The 21,877-nt window shown below is 71.2% G+C and carries 24 protein-coding genes; 8 read left to right on the forward strand and 16 right to left on the reverse strand.

The annotated features are described in order from the left end of the window. From T398_RS18075 to T398_RS18090, 4 genes are all read right to left on the reverse strand, one after another. Entirely contained in the window at window positions 1–471 is a 471-nt protein-coding gene (locus tag T398_RS18075) for an NfeD family protein (RefSeq protein ID WP_496448428.1), read from the reverse strand. 189 nt (window positions 472–660) lie between these two features. Beyond that, on the reverse strand, window positions 661–1,476 hold the full coding sequence (locus T398_RS18080) for a DUF3097 domain-containing protein (RefSeq protein ID WP_496448429.1): 816 nt from the start codon (window positions 1,474–1,476) through the stop codon (window positions 661–663). Window positions 1,477–1,550: 74 nt separating this feature from the next. Next, the gene (lepB, locus tag T398_RS18085; protein ID WP_496448430.1) at window positions 1,551–2,315 is read right to left on the reverse strand and encodes a signal peptidase I; all 765 of its coding nucleotides are present in this window, start codon (window positions 2,313–2,315) and stop codon (window positions 1,551–1,553) included. Next, window positions 2,312–2,833 carry a SigE family RNA polymerase sigma factor gene (locus tag T398_RS18090; RefSeq protein ID WP_496448432.1) on the reverse strand — a complete coding sequence of 174 codons (522 nt, stop codon included), beginning with the start codon at window positions 2,831–2,833 and terminating at the stop codon, window positions 2,312–2,314. The genes lepB and T398_RS18090 overlap by 4 nt, the downstream gene beginning before the upstream one ends. Before the next feature lie 180 nt (window positions 2,834–3,013). Between T398_RS18090 and T398_RS18095 the strand changes: the two genes are divergently transcribed. After that, entirely contained in the window at window positions 3,014–3,808 is a 795-nt protein-coding gene (locus tag T398_RS18095) for an Rv1486c family protein (RefSeq protein WP_496448434.1), read from the forward strand. 19 nt (window positions 3,809–3,827) lie between these two features. On the opposite strand, the gene T398_RS18100 is transcribed toward T398_RS18095, so the two are convergent. From T398_RS18100 to T398_RS18130, 7 genes are all read right to left on the reverse strand, one after another. Next, complete coding sequence (locus T398_RS18100) at window positions 3,828–4,607, reverse strand: HAD-IIA family hydrolase (RefSeq protein ID WP_033665548.1); 780 nt, start codon at window positions 4,605–4,607, stop codon at window positions 3,828–3,830. A gap of 34 nt (window positions 4,608–4,641) precedes the next feature. After that, a complete protein-coding gene (locus T398_RS18105) occupies window positions 4,642–5,673 on the reverse strand; it encodes a ferrochelatase (protein ID WP_496448436.1) in 1,032 nt (343 codons plus the stop codon). Window positions 5,674–5,749: 76 nt separating this feature from the next. Further along, window positions 5,750–6,517 carry an enoyl-ACP reductase FabI gene (gene fabI / locus T398_RS18110; RefSeq protein WP_496448439.1) on the reverse strand — a complete coding sequence of 256 codons (768 nt, stop codon included), beginning with the start codon at window positions 6,515–6,517 and terminating at the stop codon, window positions 5,750–5,752. Window positions 6,518–6,531: 14 nt separating this feature from the next. After that, window positions 6,532–7,269 carry a 3-oxoacyl-[acyl-carrier-protein] reductase gene (fabG, locus tag T398_RS18115; RefSeq protein WP_496448441.1) on the reverse strand — a complete coding sequence of 246 codons (738 nt, stop codon included), beginning with the start codon at window positions 7,267–7,269 and terminating at the stop codon, window positions 6,532–6,534. A gap of 609 nt (window positions 7,270–7,878) precedes the next feature. Then, window positions 7,879–8,829, reverse strand: coding sequence for a VWA domain-containing protein (locus T398_RS18120; protein ID WP_496448443.1), 951 nt, complete (start codon window positions 8,827–8,829; stop codon window positions 7,879–7,881). Beyond that, window positions 8,826–9,845 carry a DUF58 domain-containing protein gene (locus T398_RS18125; RefSeq protein ID WP_496448445.1) on the reverse strand — a complete coding sequence of 340 codons (1,020 nt, stop codon included), beginning with the start codon at window positions 9,843–9,845 and terminating at the stop codon, window positions 8,826–8,828. Before T398_RS18125 ends, T398_RS18120 begins: the two co-directional genes overlap by 4 nt. Then, a complete protein-coding gene (locus T398_RS18130; RefSeq protein ID WP_496448446.1) occupies window positions 9,824–10,921 on the reverse strand; it encodes an AAA family ATPase in 1,098 nt (365 codons plus the stop codon). Before T398_RS18130 ends, T398_RS18125 begins: the two co-directional genes overlap by 22 nt. Before the next feature lie 266 nt (window positions 10,922–11,187). Between T398_RS18130 and T398_RS18135 the strand changes: the two genes are divergently transcribed. From T398_RS18135 to T398_RS18145, 3 genes are read left to right on the forward strand one after another with little or no spacing between them, the layout of a single operon-like run. Further along, window positions 11,188–11,412: a hypothetical protein gene (locus tag T398_RS18135; RefSeq protein WP_496448448.1), complete on the forward strand. Its 225-nt coding sequence runs from the start codon at window positions 11,188–11,190 to the stop codon at window positions 11,410–11,412. Between the two features lie 22 nt (window positions 11,413–11,434). After that, complete coding sequence (locus T398_RS18140; RefSeq protein ID WP_496448449.1) at window positions 11,435–11,983, forward strand: PH domain-containing protein; 549 nt, start codon at window positions 11,435–11,437, stop codon at window positions 11,981–11,983. Continuing rightward, window positions 11,980–13,479: a PH domain-containing protein gene (locus T398_RS18145; RefSeq protein ID WP_496448450.1), complete on the forward strand. Its 1,500-nt coding sequence runs from the start codon at window positions 11,980–11,982 to the stop codon at window positions 13,477–13,479. The genes T398_RS18140 and T398_RS18145 overlap by 4 nt, the downstream gene beginning before the upstream one ends. A 63-nt stretch (window positions 13,480–13,542) precedes the next feature. Here T398_RS18145 and T398_RS18150 read toward each other — a convergent pair whose 3' ends face one another. Continuing rightward, window positions 13,543–14,661, reverse strand: a complete 1,119-nt coding sequence (locus T398_RS18150; RefSeq protein ID WP_496448452.1) for a phosphatase PAP2 family protein — start codon at window positions 14,659–14,661, stop codon at window positions 13,543–13,545. Window positions 14,662–14,778: 117 nt separating this feature from the next. Here T398_RS18150 and T398_RS18155 point away from each other — a divergent pair, with 117 nt between their 5' ends. Further along, entirely contained in the window at window positions 14,779–15,171 is a 393-nt protein-coding gene (locus T398_RS18155) for a thioesterase family protein (RefSeq protein ID WP_496448454.1), read from the forward strand. Then, window positions 15,168–15,995 carry an MBL fold metallo-hydrolase gene (locus T398_RS18160; RefSeq protein WP_496448456.1) on the forward strand — a complete coding sequence of 276 codons (828 nt, stop codon included), beginning with the start codon at window positions 15,168–15,170 and terminating at the stop codon, window positions 15,993–15,995. The genes T398_RS18155 and T398_RS18160 overlap by 4 nt, the downstream gene beginning before the upstream one ends. A 95-nt stretch (window positions 15,996–16,090) precedes the next feature. Here the strand turns inward: T398_RS18160 and T398_RS18165 are convergent, their stop codons facing one another. Further along, the gene (locus T398_RS18165) at window positions 16,091–16,579 is read right to left on the reverse strand and encodes a MarR family winged helix-turn-helix transcriptional regulator (RefSeq protein ID WP_496448458.1); all 489 of its coding nucleotides are present in this window, start codon (window positions 16,577–16,579) and stop codon (window positions 16,091–16,093) included. Window positions 16,580–16,647: 68 nt separating this feature from the next. Here T398_RS18165 and T398_RS18170 point away from each other — a divergent pair, with 68 nt between their 5' ends. Together T398_RS18170 and T398_RS18175 are read left to right on the forward strand one after the other, a co-directional pair. After that, window positions 16,648–17,892 carry a multidrug effflux MFS transporter gene (locus T398_RS18170; protein ID WP_496448459.1) on the forward strand — a complete coding sequence of 415 codons (1,245 nt, stop codon included), beginning with the start codon at window positions 16,648–16,650 and terminating at the stop codon, window positions 17,890–17,892. A 365-nt stretch (window positions 17,893–18,257) separates the two neighbouring features. Beyond that, window positions 18,258–19,298, forward strand: coding sequence for a lytic polysaccharide monooxygenase auxiliary activity family 9 protein (locus T398_RS18175; protein WP_496448499.1), 1,041 nt, complete (start codon window positions 18,258–18,260; stop codon window positions 19,296–19,298). Between the two features lie 97 nt (window positions 19,299–19,395). On the opposite strand, the gene T398_RS18180 is transcribed toward T398_RS18175, so the two are convergent. Genes T398_RS18180 through T398_RS18190 form a run of 3 tightly spaced genes read right to left on the reverse strand, consistent with a single transcriptional unit; the run spans window position 19,396 to window position 21,648 of the window. After that, window positions 19,396–19,857, reverse strand: coding sequence for a hypothetical protein (locus T398_RS18180; RefSeq protein ID WP_496448461.1), 462 nt, complete (start codon window positions 19,855–19,857; stop codon window positions 19,396–19,398). Between the two features lie 16 nt (window positions 19,858–19,873). Next, window positions 19,874–20,437 (reverse strand): RNA polymerase sigma factor, encoded by a 564-nt coding sequence (locus T398_RS18185; RefSeq protein ID WP_496448463.1) that lies wholly within the window; start codon window positions 20,435–20,437, stop codon window positions 19,874–19,876. Window positions 20,438–20,469: 32 nt separating this feature from the next. After that, window positions 20,470–21,648 carry a S8 family peptidase gene (locus T398_RS18190; protein ID WP_496448465.1) on the reverse strand — a complete coding sequence of 393 codons (1,179 nt, stop codon included), beginning with the start codon at window positions 21,646–21,648 and terminating at the stop codon, window positions 20,470–20,472. Between the last annotated feature and the right edge of the window lie 229 nt (window positions 21,649–21,877).

Here is a 21,877-nt window from a genome sequence, read left to right on the forward strand (position 1 = left end):
TCACCTTTTCACTTCAGGTAGTTCACCGGGCCGGGAAACGTCATCTCGCCACACCTGGACCGTGGCGCCGCGCACCTGGATCACCTGCACCCGGTCGCCCGGCGCGAAGACCTGGGTCGCATCATAGGAGCGGGCCTGCCACAACTCGCCGTCGATCTTTACCAGACCGTTCTCGGCGTCAACCCGCTCCAGCACAAGAGCTGCGCTCCCTTCGATCGCTCCGACCCCGAACGATGAGCCATCTTTCGGGGTCAGGTTAAACCGTCGCCGCAACATCGGCCGCGCACCCAGCACGGTCAACGCCGAGACCACGGCGAAGACGACCGCCTGGATCTCCACGGGAGCCCCGAGTGCCGCCGCGCCGGCCGCCGCGAAGGCCCCGACCGAAAACATAATTAGGAACAGCGTCGTCGTAAAAATCTCGGCGATGGCGAGCACCGCCCCGACCACAATCCACAGCACCGCGTCCACCCCACGATCGTGACATGCCGGTGCACGTGTCATCGAATCGACATCTGGTGCGATAGGCACGCACGCTCCCCCGGTCGAGTCCGGTACCGAACCGGGGTCAGCCGGGACGCCCCGCCGGACTCCCGATGCCCGGACGACCCAACGGCGCCAGGGCTCAGCGCCACAAAGACGCGGCGCCCGATTCCTGGCTCAACTCGCCGGTTCGGTGACGAAATCGATCAACCGCTCCATTGAGTTAATCAACGGCGTCTCGACATCGGCGAAGGAGTTCACCCGGGACAGAATCCGCCGCCACAGCTCGGCGGGTTCGGCCACACCGAGCGCCGCACAGACCCCCTCCTTCCAGGGCTGCCCGGGCGGCACCACCGGCCAGGCCGAGATGTTCAGTACGGCCGGCCGCACCGCCTGCCACACGTCCACGTAGGGATGCCCGGTCACCAGCACATGCGGCGAGGTCACCCGGGCCACCACCCGGCTCTCCTTGGAACCGGGGACGAGATGATCAACAAGTACGCCGAGCCGCCGGCCCGGACCGGGGGCGAAATCGCGTACCCGGGCGTCGAGATCGTCGATCCCGTCCAGCGGCTCCACCACCACACCCTCGACGCGCAGGTCGTCGCCCCAGATCCGCTCCACCAACGCGGCGTCGTGCACCCCCTCCACCCAGATCCGACTGGCCTTCGCCACCTGGGCGCGGACGTTGTCGACGGCGATCGAGCCGGAGGCGGTCCGCCGCCGAGCCGCCGGCACCGTTGGACGGGAGGGGCGACGCAGCGTCACCGGCTCACCGTCAAGCAGGAACGCCGCCGGTAACAGCGGAAAGGTACGCCGCCGTCGGTGCCGGTCCTCGAGCAGCACCGCGCCGGCCTCAAACCCGACCACCGCGCCGCAGAACCCCGAGTCGGCGTCCTCGACCACCAGGTCGAGCTCCGCGGTCACCTCCGGGGTGACCCGGCGCCGCCGCCAGTCCCCCGCCAACACGTCATGGTCGTAGCGCCCTGCCATGCCGATCAAGCTAGCCCCGGCGGGCCCCCACCGCCGACCCGGCACGCCGGTCCACCGCAGGGAACGCGCCGGGTTCAGCGAGGGGCCGGTACGGAAACCCCGGCCGGTGGAATCGGGCCGGGCGGGTCAACGTTGTCGCGGTCGCCCGGCCCGTTGTGGGACGGTGCCCCCGGCACCGCCCGACTCGTCCCGTTCGCGTCCTTGATCTCCACCGCCACGCCAGCAACCGCATCGATCTCGACCGGGCCGTGGTAGCGCGAATCCCGCGCCGCGGCACGATTGTCGCCGAGCAGAAACACCGTCTCCGCCGGCACCGTCTCCGTGGGGAAGGGAGCAACCGCCGCCGGCTCCAGGTGCGGATCGGGCACCGGCGCCCCGTTGAGTACGAGAGCCTCGCAGCGGCCATCCGGGCCGGGCGGACAGCCGATGCTGTCGCCGGGCAGGGCGACGACCCGGAAGGTGGCGGTGACGTCGCCCCCCGGGTCAACGTCGCTGAGCTGCACGTACACGACATCACCCCGCGCTGGTTCGAGCTTTCTGTTGAAAACCACCTGTTCGCCCACCATGATCGTGGGCTCCATGGCGAGGCTGGGCTCGATCACCGTGAAGTAGTCGCCCCGACCGAGCAGCGTGGCCGCGGCGACGGTACCCACCACCGCGAGCCCGGCGCCAACGCCAATCGCGGCGCGACTCAGGCGCCGTACCCGCTGCCGCCGTCGTACCCGACCCAGGAGCACGCGAGCCAGGTCAGGGCGAAACTGCGTGCTGGGCGCGGCCACCGCGGCGAGCGTACGGAGCTGCTCGGCCGCCTCGCCGGAGACCTTCGAGGTGTCGTTCATCGCGCGGGCTCCTCCACAGAAGTACGGGTGCTCGTCAGGCTGGCGCTGACCCGTTTCAATCCACGCGCCAGGTTGCTCTTGACGGTGCCGGTCGAGCACCGCATGATTGCCGCCGTCTCGCTCTCACTTAGGTCGTAGATGACCCGCAACACCACCGTCACCCGCTGCCGGGGTGGCAGCACCGCAAGGATCTGATCGAGCTGTGCGCGGGCCGCGATCGCCTCGGCGTGATCCGCTCCCGCGGCCGCCCAATCCGCCACCGCCGGCACGGCGACCGGGACGGGGACCAGATGGCTACGCCGACCGCGGTCCCGCACCAGGTTGACCAGGACGGTTCGCGCGTACCCCTCGGGTGAGTCGAGCCGCCGGGACCAGTGCTTGGCCAGCCGGAGTAAGGCCGTCTGGAGCAGGTCCTCGGCCTCAGCCGCATCCGGCACCAACAGCCGCGCGAGGCGGAGCAGCCCGTCAGCGTGGTTCCGCACGAACTGGGTGAACGACTGTTCTTCTGAGGGGGTCACAGTAAACAGGACGAGATCGGACTCCGTGCGGTTGCACGTCGGCAGCCACCGCCCCGGCGAAATCGCGCCACGTGGCACCGACGGAGGGCGCCAAGGTCCGTACCGGCCTGCCCCATCGGGCGCGGGACGGCTGGTGCGGCAGCCGAGACAGAGGCGGGCAGGAGGACGTACCCTTTCGGCATGTCCACCCCCGCCGCTGGCGCAGCCACCCTCGCGCCACGCCGGTCCAGCCGGTTCGTTGCCTGGGTACGCGCGTGGCGTGCCGGGCTGGTGCCGTTCGACGAGGTCGCCGACGCCATCGCCGGTGACGAGGAGCATCTGGTCGCCGACGCGCCCGGGACCTGGACCGATGTCCCCCTGCCCGCGGCCCTGCCCACGCTCGCCAAGCTCTCGCCCGACGTGATCCGCTTGGTGCTGCCCGCGCCCGGTGACCCGCGCGGGCTGCCCGGCCCGGGCGACTTCGCCGGTGCCGCCCTGATCGCCGGCGAGGGCGTGGTCGCCGGTTCACTTGGCCTGGTCCCGCAGCTGCGCACCCACACCTCCGGCTCCGGGGACGTCTTCGAGACCGTGCTGTGGCGGAGCTACCCGCTGCCGGCCGACGCGGCGGCCGCGTCGGCCGCCCTCCCCGGGGCGGCCGAGGCTGAGGTGGAGCTGGCCGCCGCTCTCGCCGAAACCACTGCCACCCTGACCCGGCTCGACGTGGCCCAGTGGCGGCCGGAGCTGGCCGGGGCACTGGAGGCGCTGCGCCGCCCCGACGGCACCACCGACCTGCCACCTGGCTTCGACCCCCGCGCCCGCCGGCTCTTCGCCCGGGCCGCCGTGCTGGACCGGGTGCTCGCCCTGGCGGGGCAGGCCGCCCCAGGGGGCGCAGTCAACAACTACGAGGCCCAACAGCGCGACGCGGCGCTGCGCCCGTTGACCAGCGCCTGCCGGCAGGCGCTGGCCGCCGCCTGCAACGCCCCGCTACGCCCGTAGCGGCCCCGGCAGCCGGGCGTTAGATCTCGTCGATCAGGTCGGCCACCGAGTTCACGATCCGCGACGGCCGGTACGGGTAGCGCTCGGCCTCCGTCCGGCTGCTGATGCCGGTGAGGACCAGGATTGTCTCCAAACCCGCCTCCAGCCCGCAGAGGATGTCGGTGTCCATCCGGTCGCCGATCATCGCCGTTGACTCGGAGTGCGCGTCGATGGTGTTCAACGCCGACCGCATCATCATCGGGTTCGGCTTCCCGACGAAGTACGGCTCCACTCCCGTCGCCTTCGATACCATCGCGGCGACCGAACCGGCGGCGGGCAGCGCGCCCTCCATCGACGGCCCGGTCACGTCGGGGTTCGTGCAGATGAAGCGGGCCCCGTCGTTGATCAACCGGATCGCCTTGGTGATCGCCTCGAAGCTGTAGGTACGGGTCTCCCCCAGCACCACGTAGTCGGGCGCGAAGTCGCTGAGCACGTAGCCGACCGCGTGCAGCGCCGTGGTTAGCCCGGCCTCCCCGATCACGTACGCGGTGCCGCCCGGCCGCTGGTCGGCCAGGAACTGCGCGGTGGCCAACGCGGACGACCAGATCGCGGACTCCGGCACGTCCAGCCCCATCCGAACCAACCGGGCCTGCAGATCGCGCGGCGTGTAGATGGAGTTGTTGGTCAACACCAGGAACGGCCGGCCGGAGGAGCGCAGTCGGGCGATGAACTCCGGCGCGCCGGGCACCGGCTGCCCCTCGTGCACCAGCACCCCGTCCATGTCGGTGAGCCAGCTCTGGACAGGCTTACGATCATTCATCTCTCGGATCCCTGGTGTCGGGCCGCCGAAGCGGTCAGGAGGGGCGGCGGGCCGGAACGCAGCAGGCTGTCGGGCAGGTGTCCCACATCGGCAGGTCGCCGAGGCGCCGGCGCAACGTCGCGCCAGCCGGATCGGTACGCTCCCGGACCAGTTCGCGCACCATCGCCACGAACCGGGAGTCGGTGCCCGGCGTGCCGGCCCGGACGAAGTCCAGGCCGAGCTGCTTGGCGGTCTCCCGGGCTTCGGTGTCCAGATCCCACACCACCTCAAGGTGGTCGGAGACGAACCCGACCGGGCTGACCACCACCCCGGTGACGCCCTGCCCGGGCAGCTCGGCGAGGTGGTCGTTGACGTCCGGCTCCAGCCAGGGTACCTGTGGGGGCCCGGAACGGCTCTGCCAGACGAGGTCATGGGCCAGGTCAGGGGCAGCGGCGGCCTGCACCAGCCGCGCGGTCTCCGCCAACTGCGCCTCGTACCGGCCACCGTGCGGGCCGGCCGCTGCCGCCGCGGCGGTGGGGACCGAGTGGGCGGTGAAGACGATCCGGGTGCTGTCCCGCCGGGCCGGGTCCAGCTGGGCCAACGCCGTGCGCACCGCATCGACGTGCGGCTCGACGAACCCGGGGTGGTCCCAGAACTGACGGAGCTTCTCGATCACCGGAGCGTCCGCGCCGACCGCCGCGCGGGCGGCGGCGATGTCCTCCTGGTACTGCCGGCAGGAGGAGTAGCCGCCGAGAGCGCTGGTCACGAAGGCCAGGGCCCGCTCGACCCCGTCGTCGCGCATCTGCGCCACGGTGTCGGCGAGCATCGGGTCCCAGTTCCGGTTGCCCCAGTAGACCGGCAGGTCAACGCCGTTGGCGGCGAAGTCGTCCCGCACCGCGGCGAGTAGTTCCCGACACTGCTGGTTGATCGGCGACACTCCACCGAAGTGCTGGTAGTGCTCGGCCACCTCGGCCAGCCGCTCCGGCGGCACACCCCGGCCCCGGGTCACGTTCTGCAGGAACGGCATCACGTCCTCGGGCCGCTCGGGCCCGCCGAAAGAAACCAGCACCACCGCGTCGTACGCCATGGCCTCATTCTTCCCCGGTGGCTCGGTGACCGGACGACGGCCCCTGCGGCGTAGCACGGCAGGGGCCGTCGTCCGGTCAGGCGCCGATCGCGTGGTAGCCGCCGTCGACGTGGACGATCTCGCCGGTGGTCGCCGGGAACCAGTCGGAGAGCAGCGCCAGGCAGGCCCGGGCGGCCGGCTCACAGTCGGTGAGGTTCCAGCCCAGCGGCGCCCGCGCCGACCAGGCGTCCTCGAACTGCTCGAAGCCGGGGATCGACTTCGCGGCGACGGTACGCAGTGGCCCGGCCGCGACCAGGTTGCTGCGGATGCCCTTCGGGCCCAGGTGCAGCGCCAGGTAGCGGCTGGCGGACTCCAGGCCGGCCTTGGCCACGCCCATCCAGTCGTAGACCGGCCACGCCTTGGTGGCGTCGAAGGTGAGCCCGACCACCGAGCTTCCCGGTGCCATCAGCGGCAGCGCCGCGGTGGCGAGGGCCTGGTACGAGTAGGTCGAGACGTGCACGGCCGTCGCGACGTCCTCCCACGGCGCGTCGAGGAAGCCGCCGCCGAGGCAGCTCTGCGGGGCGAAGCCGATGGAGTGGACGATCCCGTCGAGGCCGTCGACGTGCTCCCGGACCCGGTCGCCGAGCGCGGCGAGGTGCTCGCGGTTGGTCACGTCCAGTTCGATTACCGGAGCCGGCTCGGGTAGCCGCTTGGCGATCCGCTCGACCAGGGAGAGCCGACCGTAGCCGGTGAGTACCACCTGGGCGCCGTTCTCCTGCGCGAGTCGCGCCACCGAGAAGGCGATCGAGGCGTCGGTGATGACGCCGGTGACCAGCAGCCGTTTACCGGCGAGCAGTCCTGACATGTCGATGTCTCCTCTCAGTGCCCCATGCCCAGGCCACCGTCGACCGGGATGACCGCACCGCTGATGTAGCCGGCGGAGTCCCCCGCCAGCCAGGTGACGGCGCTGGCCACCTCGTCGGGGGCGGCGAAGCGGCCCGCCGGGATGGCCTTGCGGTATTCGGTCTTGCGGTCCTCGGGTAGCGCTGCGGTCATGTCGGTCTCGACGTAGCCGGGTGCCACCACGTTCGCGGTGATGTTGCGGCTCCCCAGCTCTCGCGTGATGGAGCGGGCGACGCCGACCAGGCCGGCCTTACTGGCGGCGTAGTTGACCTGGCCCGGGCTGCCGTAGAGCCCGACCACCGACGAGATGAAGATCATCCGACCCCACCGGGCTCGAAGCATCTTGGTCGAGGCGCGCTTGGCGCAGCGGAACGCGCCGGTCAGGTTGGTGTCCAGCACCCCGGTGAACTGGTCTTCGGACATCCGCAGCAGCAGCGTGTCATCGGTGATGCCGGCGTTGGCCACCAGCACCTCGACCGGGCCGAGCTCCGCCTCGATGGCGGTGAACGCCGCGTCCACCGAATCCGAATCCGTCACGTCGCAGCGGACGCCGAAGAGGCGACCGGCGCCGGTCTCCGAGTCGGCCGCGTCGGCGCCGGGCGCCGCCCCACTCCGGTAGGTCACCGCCACCCGGTCACCCTGCTTGACGAAGGCCGAAGCGATCGCCAGACCGATACCGCGGTTACCCCCGGTCACCAGCACGGTACGGGCCACGATTCCCCCTCAGCTCAGAAGATCTCCACGTCGCGTCGGAGCCTAGGGGTTACCGGCAGGTAAGCGCTAACGCGCCACGACGGCGAACGTCACCGACAGGGCAAAACCCACCGCAACCACCCGACGACCGTCACCCCCGCCCCGGCCCGCTTCGATGCCCCACCGGCCAGGGTGTACGATGGCGCCGTTTTGCGAGCTCGCCTTACGACTCGCAGCCCTGGGCCCCGCCGACCGCAGGAGGTGATCGCTGTGCGAGATAGCGATCCTCCGAGTCGTGGCCGGGCCGACCGTCAGCCCCGCTGAGTCCCGAAAGCACGGCTGACAAACCCGCTCCCTCGCGCCACCGGGCGCCGGCCCACCGCCGGACCTGGCACCGGTGGACGGTCGGAGCTGCCGGCCACGACTTTGTGTGTGCGTTCTGACCACCCTCCCGCGGGCCCTGACGCCCGCGCCCAGTCGCCACCGGAGCCAACTCCCATGAGCCGTTACGTCGCCCCCCTGGGTTTTACCCTGGCCGCGGTCTGGGTGGCCGTCCTCTTCGTCCTAGCCGGCAGCGGTCACTGACCGCTACCGCATCCCCGTCCGTTCCGGACGCCGCCGGCAGCGGCGTCAGACGATCCGGGACGACCACAACAGACTCGTCGCCCCGGCGCAGAGCGCCAGCAGCAACGCCACCCCGGCATACCACTGGGTGACTTCGCGCGGTTCGGTCCGGAACCCGATCGACGAGCCCATGTCCTGGTAGACCTGCTTCAGCTCGCGCACCGAGGCCGCCTCGTAGAAGTACCCGTCGGTCGTCGCGGCCAGATCCGCCAGGGCGAGCCGGTCCACCGGCACCCGTTGGCGTTGGCCACCGATGTCGACCTGACCGCCGTCGGTCCCGAAGGCGATCGTGGAGACGGCGACGTTGGCGGCCTGCGCCGCCGCGGCGGCCGCCTCCACCGACCGGCCCGACGTGCGATAGCCGTCGGAGAGCAACACGATCCGGGCCGGCGGAACCCCGGCCGCGCCGTCGGCCGGTACCGACCGGATCGCCTCCAGACAGGTGAAGACCGCCTCCCCGGTCGCCGTCGACTCGGCCAGCGCCAAGCCGTTGATGGCGGTGACCACGGCCTGCCGGTCCTTCGTCGGCGGCACCAGCAGGTTGGCCGCCTTCGCGAACGAGACCAGCCCGAGGTTGTAGCTGGCCGGCAGCTCGGCGATGAACTGCTGGGCCGCCTCCTGGGCCGCCGCCAGCCGGTTCGGGGCCACATCGTCGGCCTGCATGGACAGGGAGACGTCGACCGCGAGCATGATGGTGGCCCGTTCCAGGGGCTGTCGGGTGTCGATCGACGGCCGGGCCAGCGCCGTGGCGAGCACCAGCAGACAGAGGAGGAACGCGGTCGCCGGTACGTGCCGACGCCACCCGAGGCCCTTCGGCGCGATCGTACGCAGCAGCTCCACATTCGTGAACCGCAGCGCGTACGCCCGACGGTGCAGCTGCCGCCACACGTACAGCCCGGCGAGGACGAACACCGGCAGTACGGCCAGGAGCCACCACGGTTGTAGAAAACGAATCATCGTGTCGTCCCCCGGGTGCGGGTGTGCCGCTGCGCGGCGACGAAGCGCACCATGTCCAGCAGCCAGTCTCGGTCAGTACGCAAGCTCAGGTGGGTGGCGCCCCCGGCGCGGAGCGTCGCGGCGATCTCCGCGCGCTGGGCGGCGGCGGCCTCGGCGTAGCGGCGGCGCAGCCGCGGGTCGCCCGTCCGTACCTCGTGCAGTTCGCCGGTCTCCGGGTCCACCACCGGCAGGACACCCACGTCGGGCAGTTCCAGCTCCCGCGGATCGAGTACCTCGATGGCCAGCACGTCGTGGCGTACCCGCAACTTGCGCAGCGGCCGGGCCCACTGGGCCGGTGGCGCCAGGAAGTCGGAGATGATGACCGCCACCCCACGCCGCCGCGGCGGCCGGTTCAACCGGTCAACCAGGGCACCGAGGTCGCCGCGGCCAGGCCGGATCTCGGTGCCGGCGACGGCCCGGACCAGCGCCTGCACCTCCCGGCGACCGGAGCGCGCGGGCAGCCGGACAAACCGGCCGGGCCCAGCCGTCGGCGCGCCCCGGCCGGCGGCCGCCGGCTCGCCCCCGGTGCCGATCACCGCGCCGATCCGGTTGCCGCCCCGGCCGGTCAGGTGTGCCAGCGCCGCGGCGGCGGCCACCACCACGTCCCGCTTGAGCCAGCGGCCGGTGCCGAAGTCGAGGCTGGCCGAGAGGTCCACCGCGAGCCACGTCTCCAGTTCCCGGTCCGCCACCGTGCGCCGCACGTGCGGCATCGTGGTACGCGCCGTGACCGGCCAGTCCATCCGCCGCACGTCGTCGCCCGGGCGGTATTCGCGCGAGTCCCCCGCCTCGCTCCCCGGACCGGGTAGCAGGCCGACGTAGTCACCTTGGAGCAGCCCGTCGAGCTTGCGGGTGACGAGCAGGTGCAGCCGGGACAGCGCGGCCTCGGTGCGCCTACCGGCGGTGGCATCGGCGGAGTCGCGGCCGGTGGCGTCAGTTGGCCGACCGGCGGGTGGGGTCACGGCTGCTGCCCAGGCCACCCGGCGCCGGGTGGCACGGCCGGGGCCGGGGTGGCCTGCTGGCGCGGCGCCACCGTGGGTAGCGGGATCGTCGCCATCACCCGGCCGACGACGTGGTCGGCTGGCACCTCGTCGGCCAGCGCGTCGTAGCTCAGCACCAGCCGATGCCGCAGAATGTCCGGCGCGATGTCCTGCACGTCCTGGGGTAGTGCGTAGTCCCGGCCGCGCAGCAGCGCCAGGGCCCGGGTCGCGCGGACCAGGCCGAGCGAGGCTCGTGGGCTCGCACCGTACTGGATGTGCTGGGCGACGTCGGGCATGCCGTGCTCGGCGGGGGTCCGGGTGGCCAGCACCAGCCGGACCGCGTAGTCCACCAGGGCATTGTGCACGAAGACCTGGTCCGCCTTACGTTGCAGCGCGACCAGGTCGGCGGTGGTGAACACCGGGGCGGCTTCCGGCGGCGCCACGCCCATCCGGTACACGATCTCCCGCTCCTCGGCGGCTGTCGGGTAGCCGACGACGATCTTCATGAGGAACCGGTCCCGCTGTGCCTCCGGCAGCGGGTAGACACCCTCCTGCTCGATCGGGTTCTGGGTGGCCATCACGAGGAACGGGTCCGGCACCCGGTGCGTCTCCCCACCGATCGAGACCTGCCGCTCACTCATCACTTCCAGGAGCGCCGACTGCACCTTCGCGGGCGCCCGGTTGATCTCGTCGGCGAGCAGGAAGTTGACGAACACCGGCCCCAGTTCGACATCGAACTTCTCGCTCGACTGTCGGTAGATCCGGGTGCCCATGATGTCCGCCGGCACCAGGTCCGGCGTGAACTGCACCCGACCGAACGACCCGCCGACCACCGTGGCGAGAGTGTCCACGGCGAGCGTCTTCGCCACCCCCGGCACCCCCTCCAGCAGGCAGTGCCCCCGCGCCAGCAGCGCGACGACCATCCGCTCCACCATCCGGTCCTGCCCGACGATCACCCGCTTGACCTCGAACAGCGCCTGTTCCAGCAGGGTGGCGTCCGCGGCCGGAGTGCTCTGCGCGGCCGGCGGGGTCGACCCGCCGGAGGTCCTGACATCGGGCGTGCTCGGCTGGGCCACCGGTCCTCCACAGCATGATCGTTACTCGGGCGTGGTGCGGTACAAGACTGACATGATCGGTGGTGGTACGCCGCAGCGCGAGCCCCGATTCCCGCCCCGCGGTCCGATCCACCGGACTCGCCTCAGCGGGGTGGACAGCGATCAGCACGGGACGTGTACGATTCATCCCGTCGCCGGGCGGCTCCCCCCGTGGCCGCCCGGCGCTCAGACTCTTCCGCGCCGCCCGGCGCTCAGACTCTTCCGCGAGCCCGCCTAGACTGGCGGGAATGGATGACCCCGCAACCCCCGCCCTGGTCTGCTCAGCTCGTGGCTGTGCAGCCCCCGCCCGGTGGGCGCTGCGGTGGAACAACCCCCGGCTACACGACACGGCGCGACGGAAGACCTGGCTCGCCTGCCCCGAACACCGGGTGACGCTCGGCGACTTCCTCGACGCCCGGGGCTTCCTCCGCGAGGTTGTTCCGGCGGCCGAATCGCCTACTCTCGACTCGTGAGCACGTACAACGGAACCGCACGGTGACCGGCGACGACCCGGCCGGGCTCCCGCCCGCTGCCCCAGCCCCGACCGGCCCACCCCCCGGTCCGCTGGAACCCTGGCCGGAAACCGTCCGCTGGCAGGCTGTCTCCACCGACCTGATCTGGGTTGAGCTGCTGCGACTGGCCGTACTGATCGTCATCCTGCTGGCCGGGCTGGCGGTGGGGTGGACAGTCACCGGCCAGGGAGCGTTCGGGGTGGCCCTCGCCGGGGTGCTCCTCCTGACCGCGCTACGGACGTTCACCGTCGTACGGGCCGTACGCGCGTGGGGGTACGCCGAACGCGAGGATGACCTTCTGGTCCGACATGGTCTGCTGGTGCGCCGGCTCTCCATCGTTCCGTACTCGCGGATGCAGTTCGTTGATGTCAGCGCCGGCCCGCTGGAGCGGGCCTTCAGCCTGGCTACCGTCCAACTGCACACGGCGGCGGCGGCCACCGACGCCCGGGTACCGGGGCTACGCCCGGCGGAGGCGTCCCGCCTCCGCGACCGCCTCACCGCGCTCGGCCGCGACCGGGCGGAGGGCCTGTGAGCGAGCCGGCCGCACGAGATCCAGAAGAGACCCGGCCACCCGTCCCAGCGCCGCATCCCGGCTGGCACCCACCAGCCGGGGTGTCCCCGCCGCACCCGGGCGGATATCCCCCCGCCGCACCACCGCACCCCGGCTGGTACCCACCGGCTGGCGTGCCCACCCCACCGGTGCCGCCGCACGGCGCCGAACGCCGGCAGCGGCTACATCCGCTCTCCCCCGCACTACATGGCGCCAAGTCGCTGGTCGTGGTGATCGCTGGGCTCTCCTGGTCCACGTTGTCCCGGGTCGGCGTCGGCTGGTTCGTGGTGCTGGCGGTGGTGCTGGCGCTCGGCGCCACCGTGCTCGCGGTGGTCAGCTGGTACAACACCGGCTATCAGGTCGTGGACCGCGAGCTCCGGGTGCACGAGGGACTGCTCTGGCGACGCACCCGGGCGATCCCGCTGGAGCGGCTCCAGGCCGTGGAGGTGGTCCGACCGTTACTCGCCCAGCTCACCGGGTTGGCGGAGCTGCGCCTCGAGGTGGTCGGGGGCGGCAAGACCGAGGCGCCACTGGCCTATCTGAGCGTGGCGGACGCCACCGCCCTGCGACAGCGGCTCCTTGCCCTGGCCGGTCCGCAACCGGAGGCGGCCGCCCCGACAGCGGACACATCGCTGGTCCGGCCGGAGGCGGCGCCGCCCGATCGACCACTGCACACCGTCCGGAACGCGGACCTGCTGCTGAGCCAGCTACTCACCCCACAGGCATTCATGATCCCGTTCGGGGTGGCCTTCGTGGCGACGCAGTTCCTCTCCGGCGACTCCTGGTCGTTCGTCGCGGTGGCGAGCACGTTGACCGCGATGGCCGGGGTGCTGCTCCAGCCCATCCGCCGGGTGCTCGACGACTGGAACTTCCAGCTGGCTCGCGCTGCCGACACTCTGCGGATCCGCAACGGACTGTTGGAGACCCGGGCGCAGACCGTGCCGCTACACCGGGTACAGACGGTTGGTGCGACCTGGCCGCTGCTCTGGCGGGCGAAGGGCTGGCTGCGGCTGCGGCTGGAGGTGGCCGGCTACTCGACGGGGGAAGCCGACGGGCGTAACCGATCGGACCAGCTTCTCCCGGTCGGTCAGCAACCGGTCGCCGAGGCGATCCTCGCCGAGGTGTTGCCCGGGGTACGCCTCGAGGACCTGCCGCTGACCGCACCCCCAACCCGGGCTCGCTGGCTCAACCCGTTGGGTCAGCCGGTGCTCGGCGCCGGGCTGCACGAGCGGGTGTTCGCGGTTCGCTCCGGCCTGCTCACCCGCCACATCGTGGTCGTGCCGTACGCGCGGATCCAGAGCGTACGGGTGGTGCAGGGGCCGGTACAGCGACGGTTGGGGCTGGCGACGGTGCACGCGGACACCGCGGGCGGCGCCGGGGCAGCCGCCCGCGACCGAGCGGTCACCGAGGCGTGGGACCTGGCCGCCGAGCTGACGGCCCGCGCGCACCAGGCCCGCCGCGCCAGCCGGCAGCAGTAGGCCGCGCCACCCGGCCGGCCGCAGTAGCGAGCCGCCGGTCCAGGTGACGAGGCTCGGTGCCGATCAGCGGCCGGCGGCCACCGCCTTATCCGTCGGCGGCGAATCGGCCGACGCCGCGGTAGCCGATGCCGCAGAGTCCGATGTCCGCCGGTCCGACGCCGCAGGGTCCGCCGCAGCGGGATCCGACGCCGCGGGATCCGACGCCGCCGCAACCGGTTGGTCCGGGGCACGCCGCGCACGTCGGGCCGCCCACCATCGCTCGGCCAGCCCCACCGCCAGGAAGGCCATCCCCACGTACACCCAACCGACCAGGACGTCGATCACGTAGTGCTCCCCGGAGTAGACCAGGGTGAAGGTCATGGCCAGCGGGTACGCGAGCAGCAGCGGCCACCACCGCTTCCGCGTCGCGCGCAGGAAGAACAGCACCACGAACAGGGCGAACGCGGTGTGCAGCGACGGCATCGCGGCAACCGGGTTCGACGCGAGCTGACCGGCGTTGAGCAGGTTCCCGGCGCCGTGCAGCCCGAAGACCTGCCACCCCCGGGTGGAGATCCGGGCCACCTCCTCCAGCAACCCGTTCTGCGCCGCCCACCACGGTGGCGCGGCCGGGTAGAGGAAGTACGTCACCAGGCCGCTGGCGCAGAGGAAACCCCAGCGACGCATGAACGCCGCCCACCGCCGGCGGTCCCGCATCCAGAGCACCGCGGCGGCGGCCAGCGCCACCACGAAATGGGAGAAGTAGACCCAACTCACCAACGCGTCCCACCAGCGCACCTCCGGCTGGTAGAGGTGCTGCTGGAGCCAGACCGTGGGCACCTGGCCGCCGGTGGCCCAGCCGAACATCACCCGGTCGGCGACGATCAGCTCGTAGGCGTGCGGGGTCGCCCCGTTGTCGGCGAAGCCACGAGAGAGGTTGTAGAGCACGAGCAGCAACACCACCGGCAGCCAGTCCCGGGCGAAGCGCAGGTGGCTGCGCCACGGCCGGGTGGAGTTCCAGGCGATGGTCGCCCCCCAGATCCAGACGAAGGCGTAGGCCGGATCGGTGGGCAGGCCGATGACGAGCCAGCCGAGGACGAAGGCGCCCGCCCACACCGACATCATGATCACGCGTCGGCGCCCGCCGTCGGCCACCACCGGTGCATCAGTTCGGACAGGCTGTTGGGAATCGATTGGAGCAGACATCACGGTCCAGGTTAACGACGGTCGGCGCAGCAGCGGACGCAGGAGGTCCTTCGGACGCTTCCGGGCGGTTCGGCTCATGCGGGACCGACCCGCCATCCGACGCCTAGGCTGGTGGCCATGCAGGAACCCTTCTCCCTGGGCGCAACCGCCTCGGTGGAGCTGATCGTCACCGAGGTCGACACCGCCCAGGCCATTGGCTCCGGCGACGTGCCGGTCCTGGGCACGCCGCGAATTCTCGCCCTGGCCGAGGCGGCGACGGTCGCGGCGATCGCCCACCAACTGCCCGACGGCACCACGACCGTGGGAGTCCGGATCGAGTTGGACCACCACGCCGCCACCCCGGTCGGCCGGACCGTGGTGGCGCGGGCCCGGCTGACGAAGGTCGACGGTCGGCGGCTGGCTTTTGCGATCTCCGTCACCGAGGGCGACTCCACCGTCGCCGAGGGGCGGGTGGAGCGGCTCCTGGTTGACCGGCAGCGCTTCATCGGGCGAGCCGGACGGTCGTCATGACCCTCCGCTTCAACGAAGTCGCCGACCGGGTGTATGTGTTACGCGAGCCGCTACTACAGGTCAACGTGACACTGCTCGTCGGCGATGGTGCGGCCCTGCTGGTGGACACCCTCTCCACGGCCGGCCAGGCGGCGGAGTTGGCGCGGGCGGCGCGGGCCGTCACCCCGCACCCGTGGGTGCTGGTGAACACCCACCACCACTTCGACCACTGTTTCGGCAACGCCACCCTGGCCGGCGATCCGCCCTGCCCGGTGTACGCGCACCAGCTGGCCGCCGCTGCCCAGCGTGACCCGGACCGGCTACGCCGGGCAGCGTACGAGGAGATGCACGGCGAGTGGCCCCGCCTCGCCGAGGAGTTACTCGGCACCGCCGTACTGGCGCCAACCCATCCGGTGGGCGAGCGAGAGGTGCTCGATGTGGGTGGCCGACAGGTCATCCTGCGGCACCTGGGACGGGCACACACCGCGGCGGATCTGGTGGTGCACGTACCCGATGCGGAGGTGCTCGTCGTCGGCGACCTCGTGGAGCAGAGCGGCCCGCCGGCATTCGAGGAGTCGTACCCGTTGCGGTGGCCGGAGGCGGTGGCCGAGCTACTGCGGATGACGACCCCGACCACGGTGGTGGTACCGGGGCACGGCGACCTGGTTGACCACGAGTTCGTGTACGCCCAGCACGGCCTGCTCAGCGACCTGGCCTGGCAGATCCGGGCTGGCCATGCCGGTCGGACACCAGTGGAGCGGGTGGCCGCCGAGGCACCCTTCGGTGCCCGCCCCGCGCTGATCGCCACCCGCCGCGGCTACGCCGAACTCAACGGCGAGCTCTGACCCACGCCGGCCGGCCGCGCTGCCGGCCAGCACACCGCCTACCCGGAAGACCACGCACCGCCAGGTCCGCCGGGCCGGTGAGCTCCCCCGCGGGCTCAGGGGTTCAGCAGGTCTGCCAGGCAGGCCAGGTGCGGGGTGGCCGCCATGACCGTGGCGCGGGCCTCGGGGGACAGGCGGGACACCGCGGCGCTGAGCAGGGCGGCGCGCTGCTGCTCGTGATCGGCGATCCGAGCGTGGGCGGCGTCGGTGAGGCGCAGCCGGGCGGTACGGCGGTCGGCCGGAGCGCACTCGCGATGCAGCAGTCCGGCGGCCACCAGGTCCCGGACGAGGGTGCTCACCGTGTTGGGTGCCGCATGCAGGCGGCAGGCGGCATCCTTCACGCTGATATCCGGGTGGGCCCGGACCAGCAGGAGCAGCTCGACCTGGGCCTCCGGCAACGGGAGGCAGTTGGCGTGCCGGGCCGCCGCGCGCCGCAGCCGGCGGTGCAGCTCGCCGACGACGGCGCCCAGCGCCGCCGTCGAAGCGGGGTCGTGGCACGGCGCCGGCCGCGCCGGTACGTCATCGGTCCCCACGGTGTCGCCCACCTCACCTCAAAGACTCTGGATACAGAGCTAAGCTTACCCGGTTGGTAGGCGACCCCCGGAGGAACTCAGTGACGCAGACCGCACCACCGACCGCACCCGCCGTAGCCACTCCCGCCGGCCAGCCGCAGCCAGCAGGGGTCGGTGGTGGACTTGGTCTGCTGCTCCTACTCGGGGCGATCACCGCGATCGGCCCGCTCTCCCTGGACATGTACCTGCCGGCGCTCCCTGCCATGGCCCGGGACCTGGCCGCGAGCCAGGCCCAGATTCAGCTCTCCCTCACCACCTGCCTGGTGGGGCTCGCCCTCGGGCAGTTCGTCACCGGCCCGCTCAGCGACCGCTGGGGCCGGCGCCGGCCGGCGCTGATCGGCCTCGTGGCGTACACCGTGCTCGCCCTGGCCTGCGCCGCGGCACCCAGCGCACCGATGTTCACCGCCCTGCGGTTCGCCCAGGGCTTCGCCGGCGGGATGGCCGCCGTGGTGACCCGTGCCGTCGTTCGCGACCTGTACTCAGGTCGGGCGGCAGCGAAGTACTTCTCCCGGCTCACCCTGGTCTTCGGTCTCGCCCCGATCGCCGCGCCGACCGTCGGCAGCCTGGTGTTGCGGTTCGGGTCGTGGCGGACCCTGTTCGTCCTCCTCGCGGTCGTCGGCGCACTGCTCACCGCCGTGGTGGCGGCCTGGTTGCCGGAGACCCTGCCCGCGCATCGGCGCAACCGCGACGGCCTCCGCGGCATCGTCCGGTCGCTTCGCGAGCTGCTCACCGACCGGGTCTACCTGGGGTACACGCTGACCCAGGGGCTCGCCTTCGCCGGGCTGTTCGCGTACATCTCCGGTTCGTCGTTCGTCTTCCAGGACGTGTTTCACCTCTCGGCGAGCACATTCGGTCTGCTGTTCGGCCTCAACGCGTTGGCCTTCGTGGCGGTCGGGCAGGCCAACGTCCGCCTGCTGGACCGGTTCCCGCCCCGCACCCTGCTGGTCAGCACGCTCGGGATTAGCGCGGTGGCGGCCTCGGGTGTGCTGGCCGGCGCGATCGCCGCCAGCCAACTACTCCTCACGGCCACGCTGCTGGCCTTCATCGCGTCGCTGGGCATGGTGATGCCGAACGGCACGAGCCTCGCCCTCGACCGACACGCACACCACGCCGGGACCGCGGCAGCACTGATGGGCGCCCTCCAGTCGATGATCGGGTCGCTCGCCGCGCCCCTGGTCGGGCTGGGCGGGGAAGGCAGCGCCGTACCGATGGCGGCGGTACTCGCGGTCTCCGCCGCACTGTCGCTCACCGCCGCACTCACCCTGGCCCGTCCTCAGCGCCCCTGATCGGCCACGCGCACCCGGGTGGTTTCGCGCCCACCGATCCCGTGAACTGCGCCAACTGAAAAGTACATTGACTGCTGGCTATTGCGGTCGAATACTTCACCATGTTGTGATAACAGCACCGGACGACGCAGGGCACTCGTCGTCCGCTCGGGCATCCACGCGAGGGCATCGGTCCGCTGACGGACCGCCGGCTCGCGTGCCCGCCACTCCTGCGCACGCCGCCTACCACCGTGACCGCTCGTCGCCGCGGGCCGGCCGGGTGCCGCCCCGCGCCCGTCACCCACGCGGGGTGGTAGGCGCCCCGCGAGTCAGGAGATCCCGTGTCCTCCTATCGAACCCGAACAGCCGTGCTCCTCACCGCGGCCATGACGCTCCTCGCGGCCGTCGTGGTGCTCATCACCAGGTCGGAGCCGGCGGCGGCGCACGGCGCCGCCATGGTCCCCGGCAGCCGTACCTTCCTCTGCTGGCGGGATGGGCTGAGCCCCACCGGCGAAATCCAGCCGTACAACCCCGCCTGCTCGGCGGCGGTGGACCAGAGTGGGGCCAACTCGCTCTACAACTGGTTCAGTGTGCTGCGTTCCGATGCCGCCGGCCGTACCGTCGGCTTCATTCCCGACGGCCAGCTGTGCAGCGGAGGAAACTCCGGCTTCCTCGGCTACGACCTGGCCCGCACCGACTGGCCACTGACGCACCTGACCGCTGGCCAGAGCATCGAGTTCCGCTACAGCAACTGGGCACACCACCCCGGGACGTTCTACTTCTACATCACCAAGGACAGTTGGAGCCCAACCCGCCCGCTGGCCTGGAACGACCTGCAGGAGCAACCGTTCCTGACCGTCACCAACCCACCCCAACGTGGCGGTCCGGGCACCAACGACGGGCACTACTACTTCACCGGAACGCTGCCGACCGACAAGAGCGGCCGACACCTCATCTACTCCCGCTGGGTCCGTTCGGACAGCCCGGAGAACTTCTTCGGCTGCTCGGACGTCACCTTCGACGGCGGCAATGGTGAGGTAACCGGCATCGGCCCCGGTGGCACCTTCCCGCCACCGAGCCCCACCACCGCACCACCGAGCCCGACCACACCGCCGCCCAGCGGCGACTGCATGGCGGTCTACAAGGTGATCAACGCGTGGCCGGACGGCTTCCAGGGGGAGGTTGAGATCATGAACCACACCGCCAGCACCTGGACCGGATGGACGGCAAGTTGGACCTGGCCCAGCGGTCAGGCGATAACCCAGCTCTGGAATGGCACGCACACCACCTCGGGCTCGGCGGTAACGGTGACCAACGCGTCGTACAACGGCACGGTGGTCCCGGGAGGCAGAACCACGCTCGGCTTCCTCGCCAGCCTCGCCGGCCCGAACACATCCCCGACTGTGACCTGCAACAGCAGCAGCTGAACCGCAGGCCACACCCGGCTGGCAACGGCGACGGTCGGCACCGCCCTGATCCGCAGCGCAGGGCGGTGCCGACATCGCTACACCCGGGCCACCCGGATCACAGGGTGGTCCACTCGGTACAGATCGGACCGGAGTCAGCCAGGGTGCAGACCAACCGAGCTGGCCCCGGTGCGGTGTCGTCCAGCATAAAACGTCCCAGACCGTCCGCGTCGGTGCCGACGGTCGAGTCGGAACCCGGCTGCTCTACCTGCACCCGAGCTGGCTGTGGCGGCACCAGCTGGCCAACGATCCGGAGCCGATCACGAACGGGGATGACCTCCACCTCGATGGTGATCGAATCTGCGCGAAAGGTCAGCAGCCGCGCCTCGTCGCCGCGGACCTCGGCTGCCCCGGACATGCTCTCCACCAACTGGGCAAGCTCGGCATCGGGCGAACGCCAGCTGTAGCTGGCGACCGCGGCGGCGCGTACCGACTCCGGAACCGAATCGACCTCAGCCAGCAGGCTCCCCAGCCGGACAAGCAACTCCTCATCTGATGTGGTTAATCGGTCGTCACTCATGCGTACGCACGCTCCCCTAGGTACGTCGCTGCGGTGCCGGCTGACCCAGCAGTGCCCGAAGCGTCGCCAGGCACCGGGCGCGAGAAGGGCCGAGGCTGCCGATGGGCACCGAGAGCGCCGCAGCAGCGATCGCATAGCTGCCCACCGGCTCGAACACCAGCAACCGCAGTAGCTCCTGACAGCGTATCGGCAACTGACGGTAGGCATGCCACAGCTCCGCATCAGTTTCCTCAGCGACCAGCCGCTGCCAGGGCTCCGGCTGCGACTCGTCAATCGGCTCTGACCTCGTGAACTCCGGTGACGGCACCTCCCACCGGTTGCGCAGCAGGGCAAGTGCCTCTCGACGCGCTGTGGTGGCAAGCCACGCCCCCACCGATCCAGGATCACGTAGCTTGTCCAGATTTTCCACGAGCCGCAACCAGGTCGCCTGGCTCACGTCCGCGACGTCAGCGTCATCGAGCCGGAATCCTCGCGCCACCGTATAGACCAGCCGCGCGTACCGGTCGACCAGTGCCTCCCACGCTGCCTGATCACCGTTGGCAGCGGCACGCACCAGCTGACCTGCGTCGTCGTCGCTCATAGACAGGAATCGTACAGCGCTACCTGAGCGCATCAGATCAGCCCGAGGTGGCCTCCAAACCGCTGGTTGGCCGTCCTCAGGTCGGCCATTAGCTGGTTGGCAGCGGTCACCGCGCCGACCTCCGAGTCGATCCGGGCGGAGAGTTCGGCAGCCACCCGCGGGGCGGCGAAGGAGGTTCCACTCCACTGTGCCCACCCCTCCGGAAACAGCGCGTGGTCGATGTACGTGCTTCGCACGTCCGCACCGGGCGCGACGATGCTGACCCACGGTCCGGCGTTACTCCAGGAGCAGAGGCTGCTGCCGTCGTGCGCGGCGACCGCCAGGACCTGCCCACTCCACGACTCGTCGGCCGCGGCGAACGCTGCGGGCCAGAACGGGTCGCTGCGGTTGCCATCGTTGCCCGCGGCGGCGACCACCACCCGGTCGATCCCGGACAGGGCCTGCTCCAACGCCGCGCGTACGCCGAGCGGTGCGGATCCGTCGGCGGTGAAACCGCCGAGGGAGAGGTTGATCACCTTGGTGTCCGGGTGCAGCCGGCCGAGGGAGGCGATCAGCTCGTCCTCCGTGCAGACACCGAAGGTGTCCAAGGTACGAATCACCCGTAACACTGCGCGGTCCGTGTGATTCGCGATGACGCCACCGATGAAGTTGGCGTGCCCCACGTCGCCGTCGAGCAGCCCATCCTCGTCGACATCGGTTTCCGTCTCCACCTCCACGCCGTCCGCGGCGAGGTAGCCGGCCGGGAGCGGGGTCTCGGTCCAGAACCCGGTGTCGACGATGGATACCGCGACGCGACCGGTTTCGGCCGGCATCTTCAACGTCGATGCGGCGACGGGCGCCGGCGGCCCGAACGGACCTCCGTGGTTGAACGGACTGGCCAGGAAGACGTGGTTGGGGCTGACCACCTGGCGGCGGGTTGGCCGGTCCGCCCGCAGCGCGCGGACCGCAGCCGGCACGTCCAGCCCCGGCGCCCGATAGCGACGCAGGCCCGGTAGTAGCTCCTCATCGCCGGAGCCAGGCTGCGCGGCCCGAGCACGTCCGAGATAGCGTTCGGCATCGCGGCGACTGTCTTCAACGACCAACAGCTCGTCGGCGACGAACCACGCCCGGGCGTTACCGCCGACAGCGGTGTGCGCGAGCTTGGGAAGGCGCTCCAGCCGCGCCCGACGGCGGGCAGCGAAGCGGTTGACACGTTCCGAGGACGGAGGCATCCATCTCTCCTTCGGTAGGGGGATCCATCACACCCACCCGTCGGCGATCGGCTGGCGGGCGTTCGCACAAGAGAGGGTGGTGGACCGCTCGCTGATACGAACCGGGGACAGGAAGTTGAGTCAGGTATTTGACTAAGACTCATCCGAGCTGGGGATAGCCACAGTGGATACACGGGAAGCTTCATCGGACGGCTTCTCGGTCGTTCACCGCTGTGCCAAAATCAAAGGT

The sequence above is a fragment of the Salinispora goodfellowii genome (genome assembly GCF_059570675.1).

Bases quoted from the DNA above. Each gene is read 5' to 3' on its own strand.
- T398_RS18080 (WP_496448429.1), bottom strand. From the start codon at position 1,476: ATGGCAGGGCGCTACGACCATGACGTGTTGGCGGGGGACTGGCGGCGG.
- lepB (WP_496448430.1), bottom strand. From the start codon at position 2,315: ATGAACGACACCTCGAAGGTCTCCGGCGAGGCGGCCGAGCAGCTCCGT.
- T398_RS18095 (WP_496448434.1), top strand. From the start codon at position 3,014: ATGTCCACCCCCGCCGCTGGCGCAGCCACCCTCGCGCCACGCCGGTCC.
- T398_RS18100 (WP_033665548.1), bottom strand. From the start codon at position 4,607: ATGAATGATCGTAAGCCTGTCCAGAGCTGGCTCACCGACATGGACGGG.
- T398_RS18105 (WP_496448436.1), bottom strand. From the start codon at position 5,673: ATGGCGTACGACGCGGTGGTGCTGGTTTCTTTCGGCGGGCCCGAGCGG.
- fabI (WP_496448439.1), bottom strand. From the start codon at position 6,517: ATGTCAGGACTGCTCGCCGGTAAACGGCTGCTGGTCACCGGCGTCATC.
- T398_RS18120 (WP_496448443.1), bottom strand. From the start codon at position 8,829: ATGATTCGTTTTCTACAACCGTGGTGGCTCCTGGCCGTACTGCCGGTG.
- T398_RS18135 (WP_496448448.1), top strand. From the start codon at position 11,188: ATGGATGACCCCGCAACCCCCGCCCTGGTCTGCTCAGCTCGTGGCTGT.
- T398_RS18150 (WP_496448452.1), bottom strand. From the start codon at position 14,661: ATGTCTGCTCCAATCGATTCCCAACAGCCTGTCCGAACTGATGCACCG.
- T398_RS18155 (WP_496448454.1), top strand. From the start codon at position 14,779: ATGCAGGAACCCTTCTCCCTGGGCGCAACCGCCTCGGTGGAGCTGATC.
- T398_RS18160 (WP_496448456.1), top strand. From the start codon at position 15,168: ATGACCCTCCGCTTCAACGAAGTCGCCGACCGGGTGTATGTGTTACGC.
- T398_RS18175 (WP_496448499.1), top strand. From the start codon at position 18,258: ATGACGCTCCTCGCGGCCGTCGTGGTGCTCATCACCAGGTCGGAGCCG.
- T398_RS18180 (WP_496448461.1), bottom strand. From the start codon at position 19,857: ATGAGTGACGACCGATTAACCACATCAGATGAGGAGTTGCTTGTCCGG.
- T398_RS18185 (WP_496448463.1), bottom strand. From the start codon at position 20,437: ATGAGCGACGACGACGCAGGTCAGCTGGTGCGTGCCGCTGCCAACGGT.
- T398_RS18190 (WP_496448465.1), bottom strand. From the start codon at position 21,648: ATGCCTCCGTCCTCGGAACGTGTCAACCGCTTCGCTGCCCGCCGTCGG.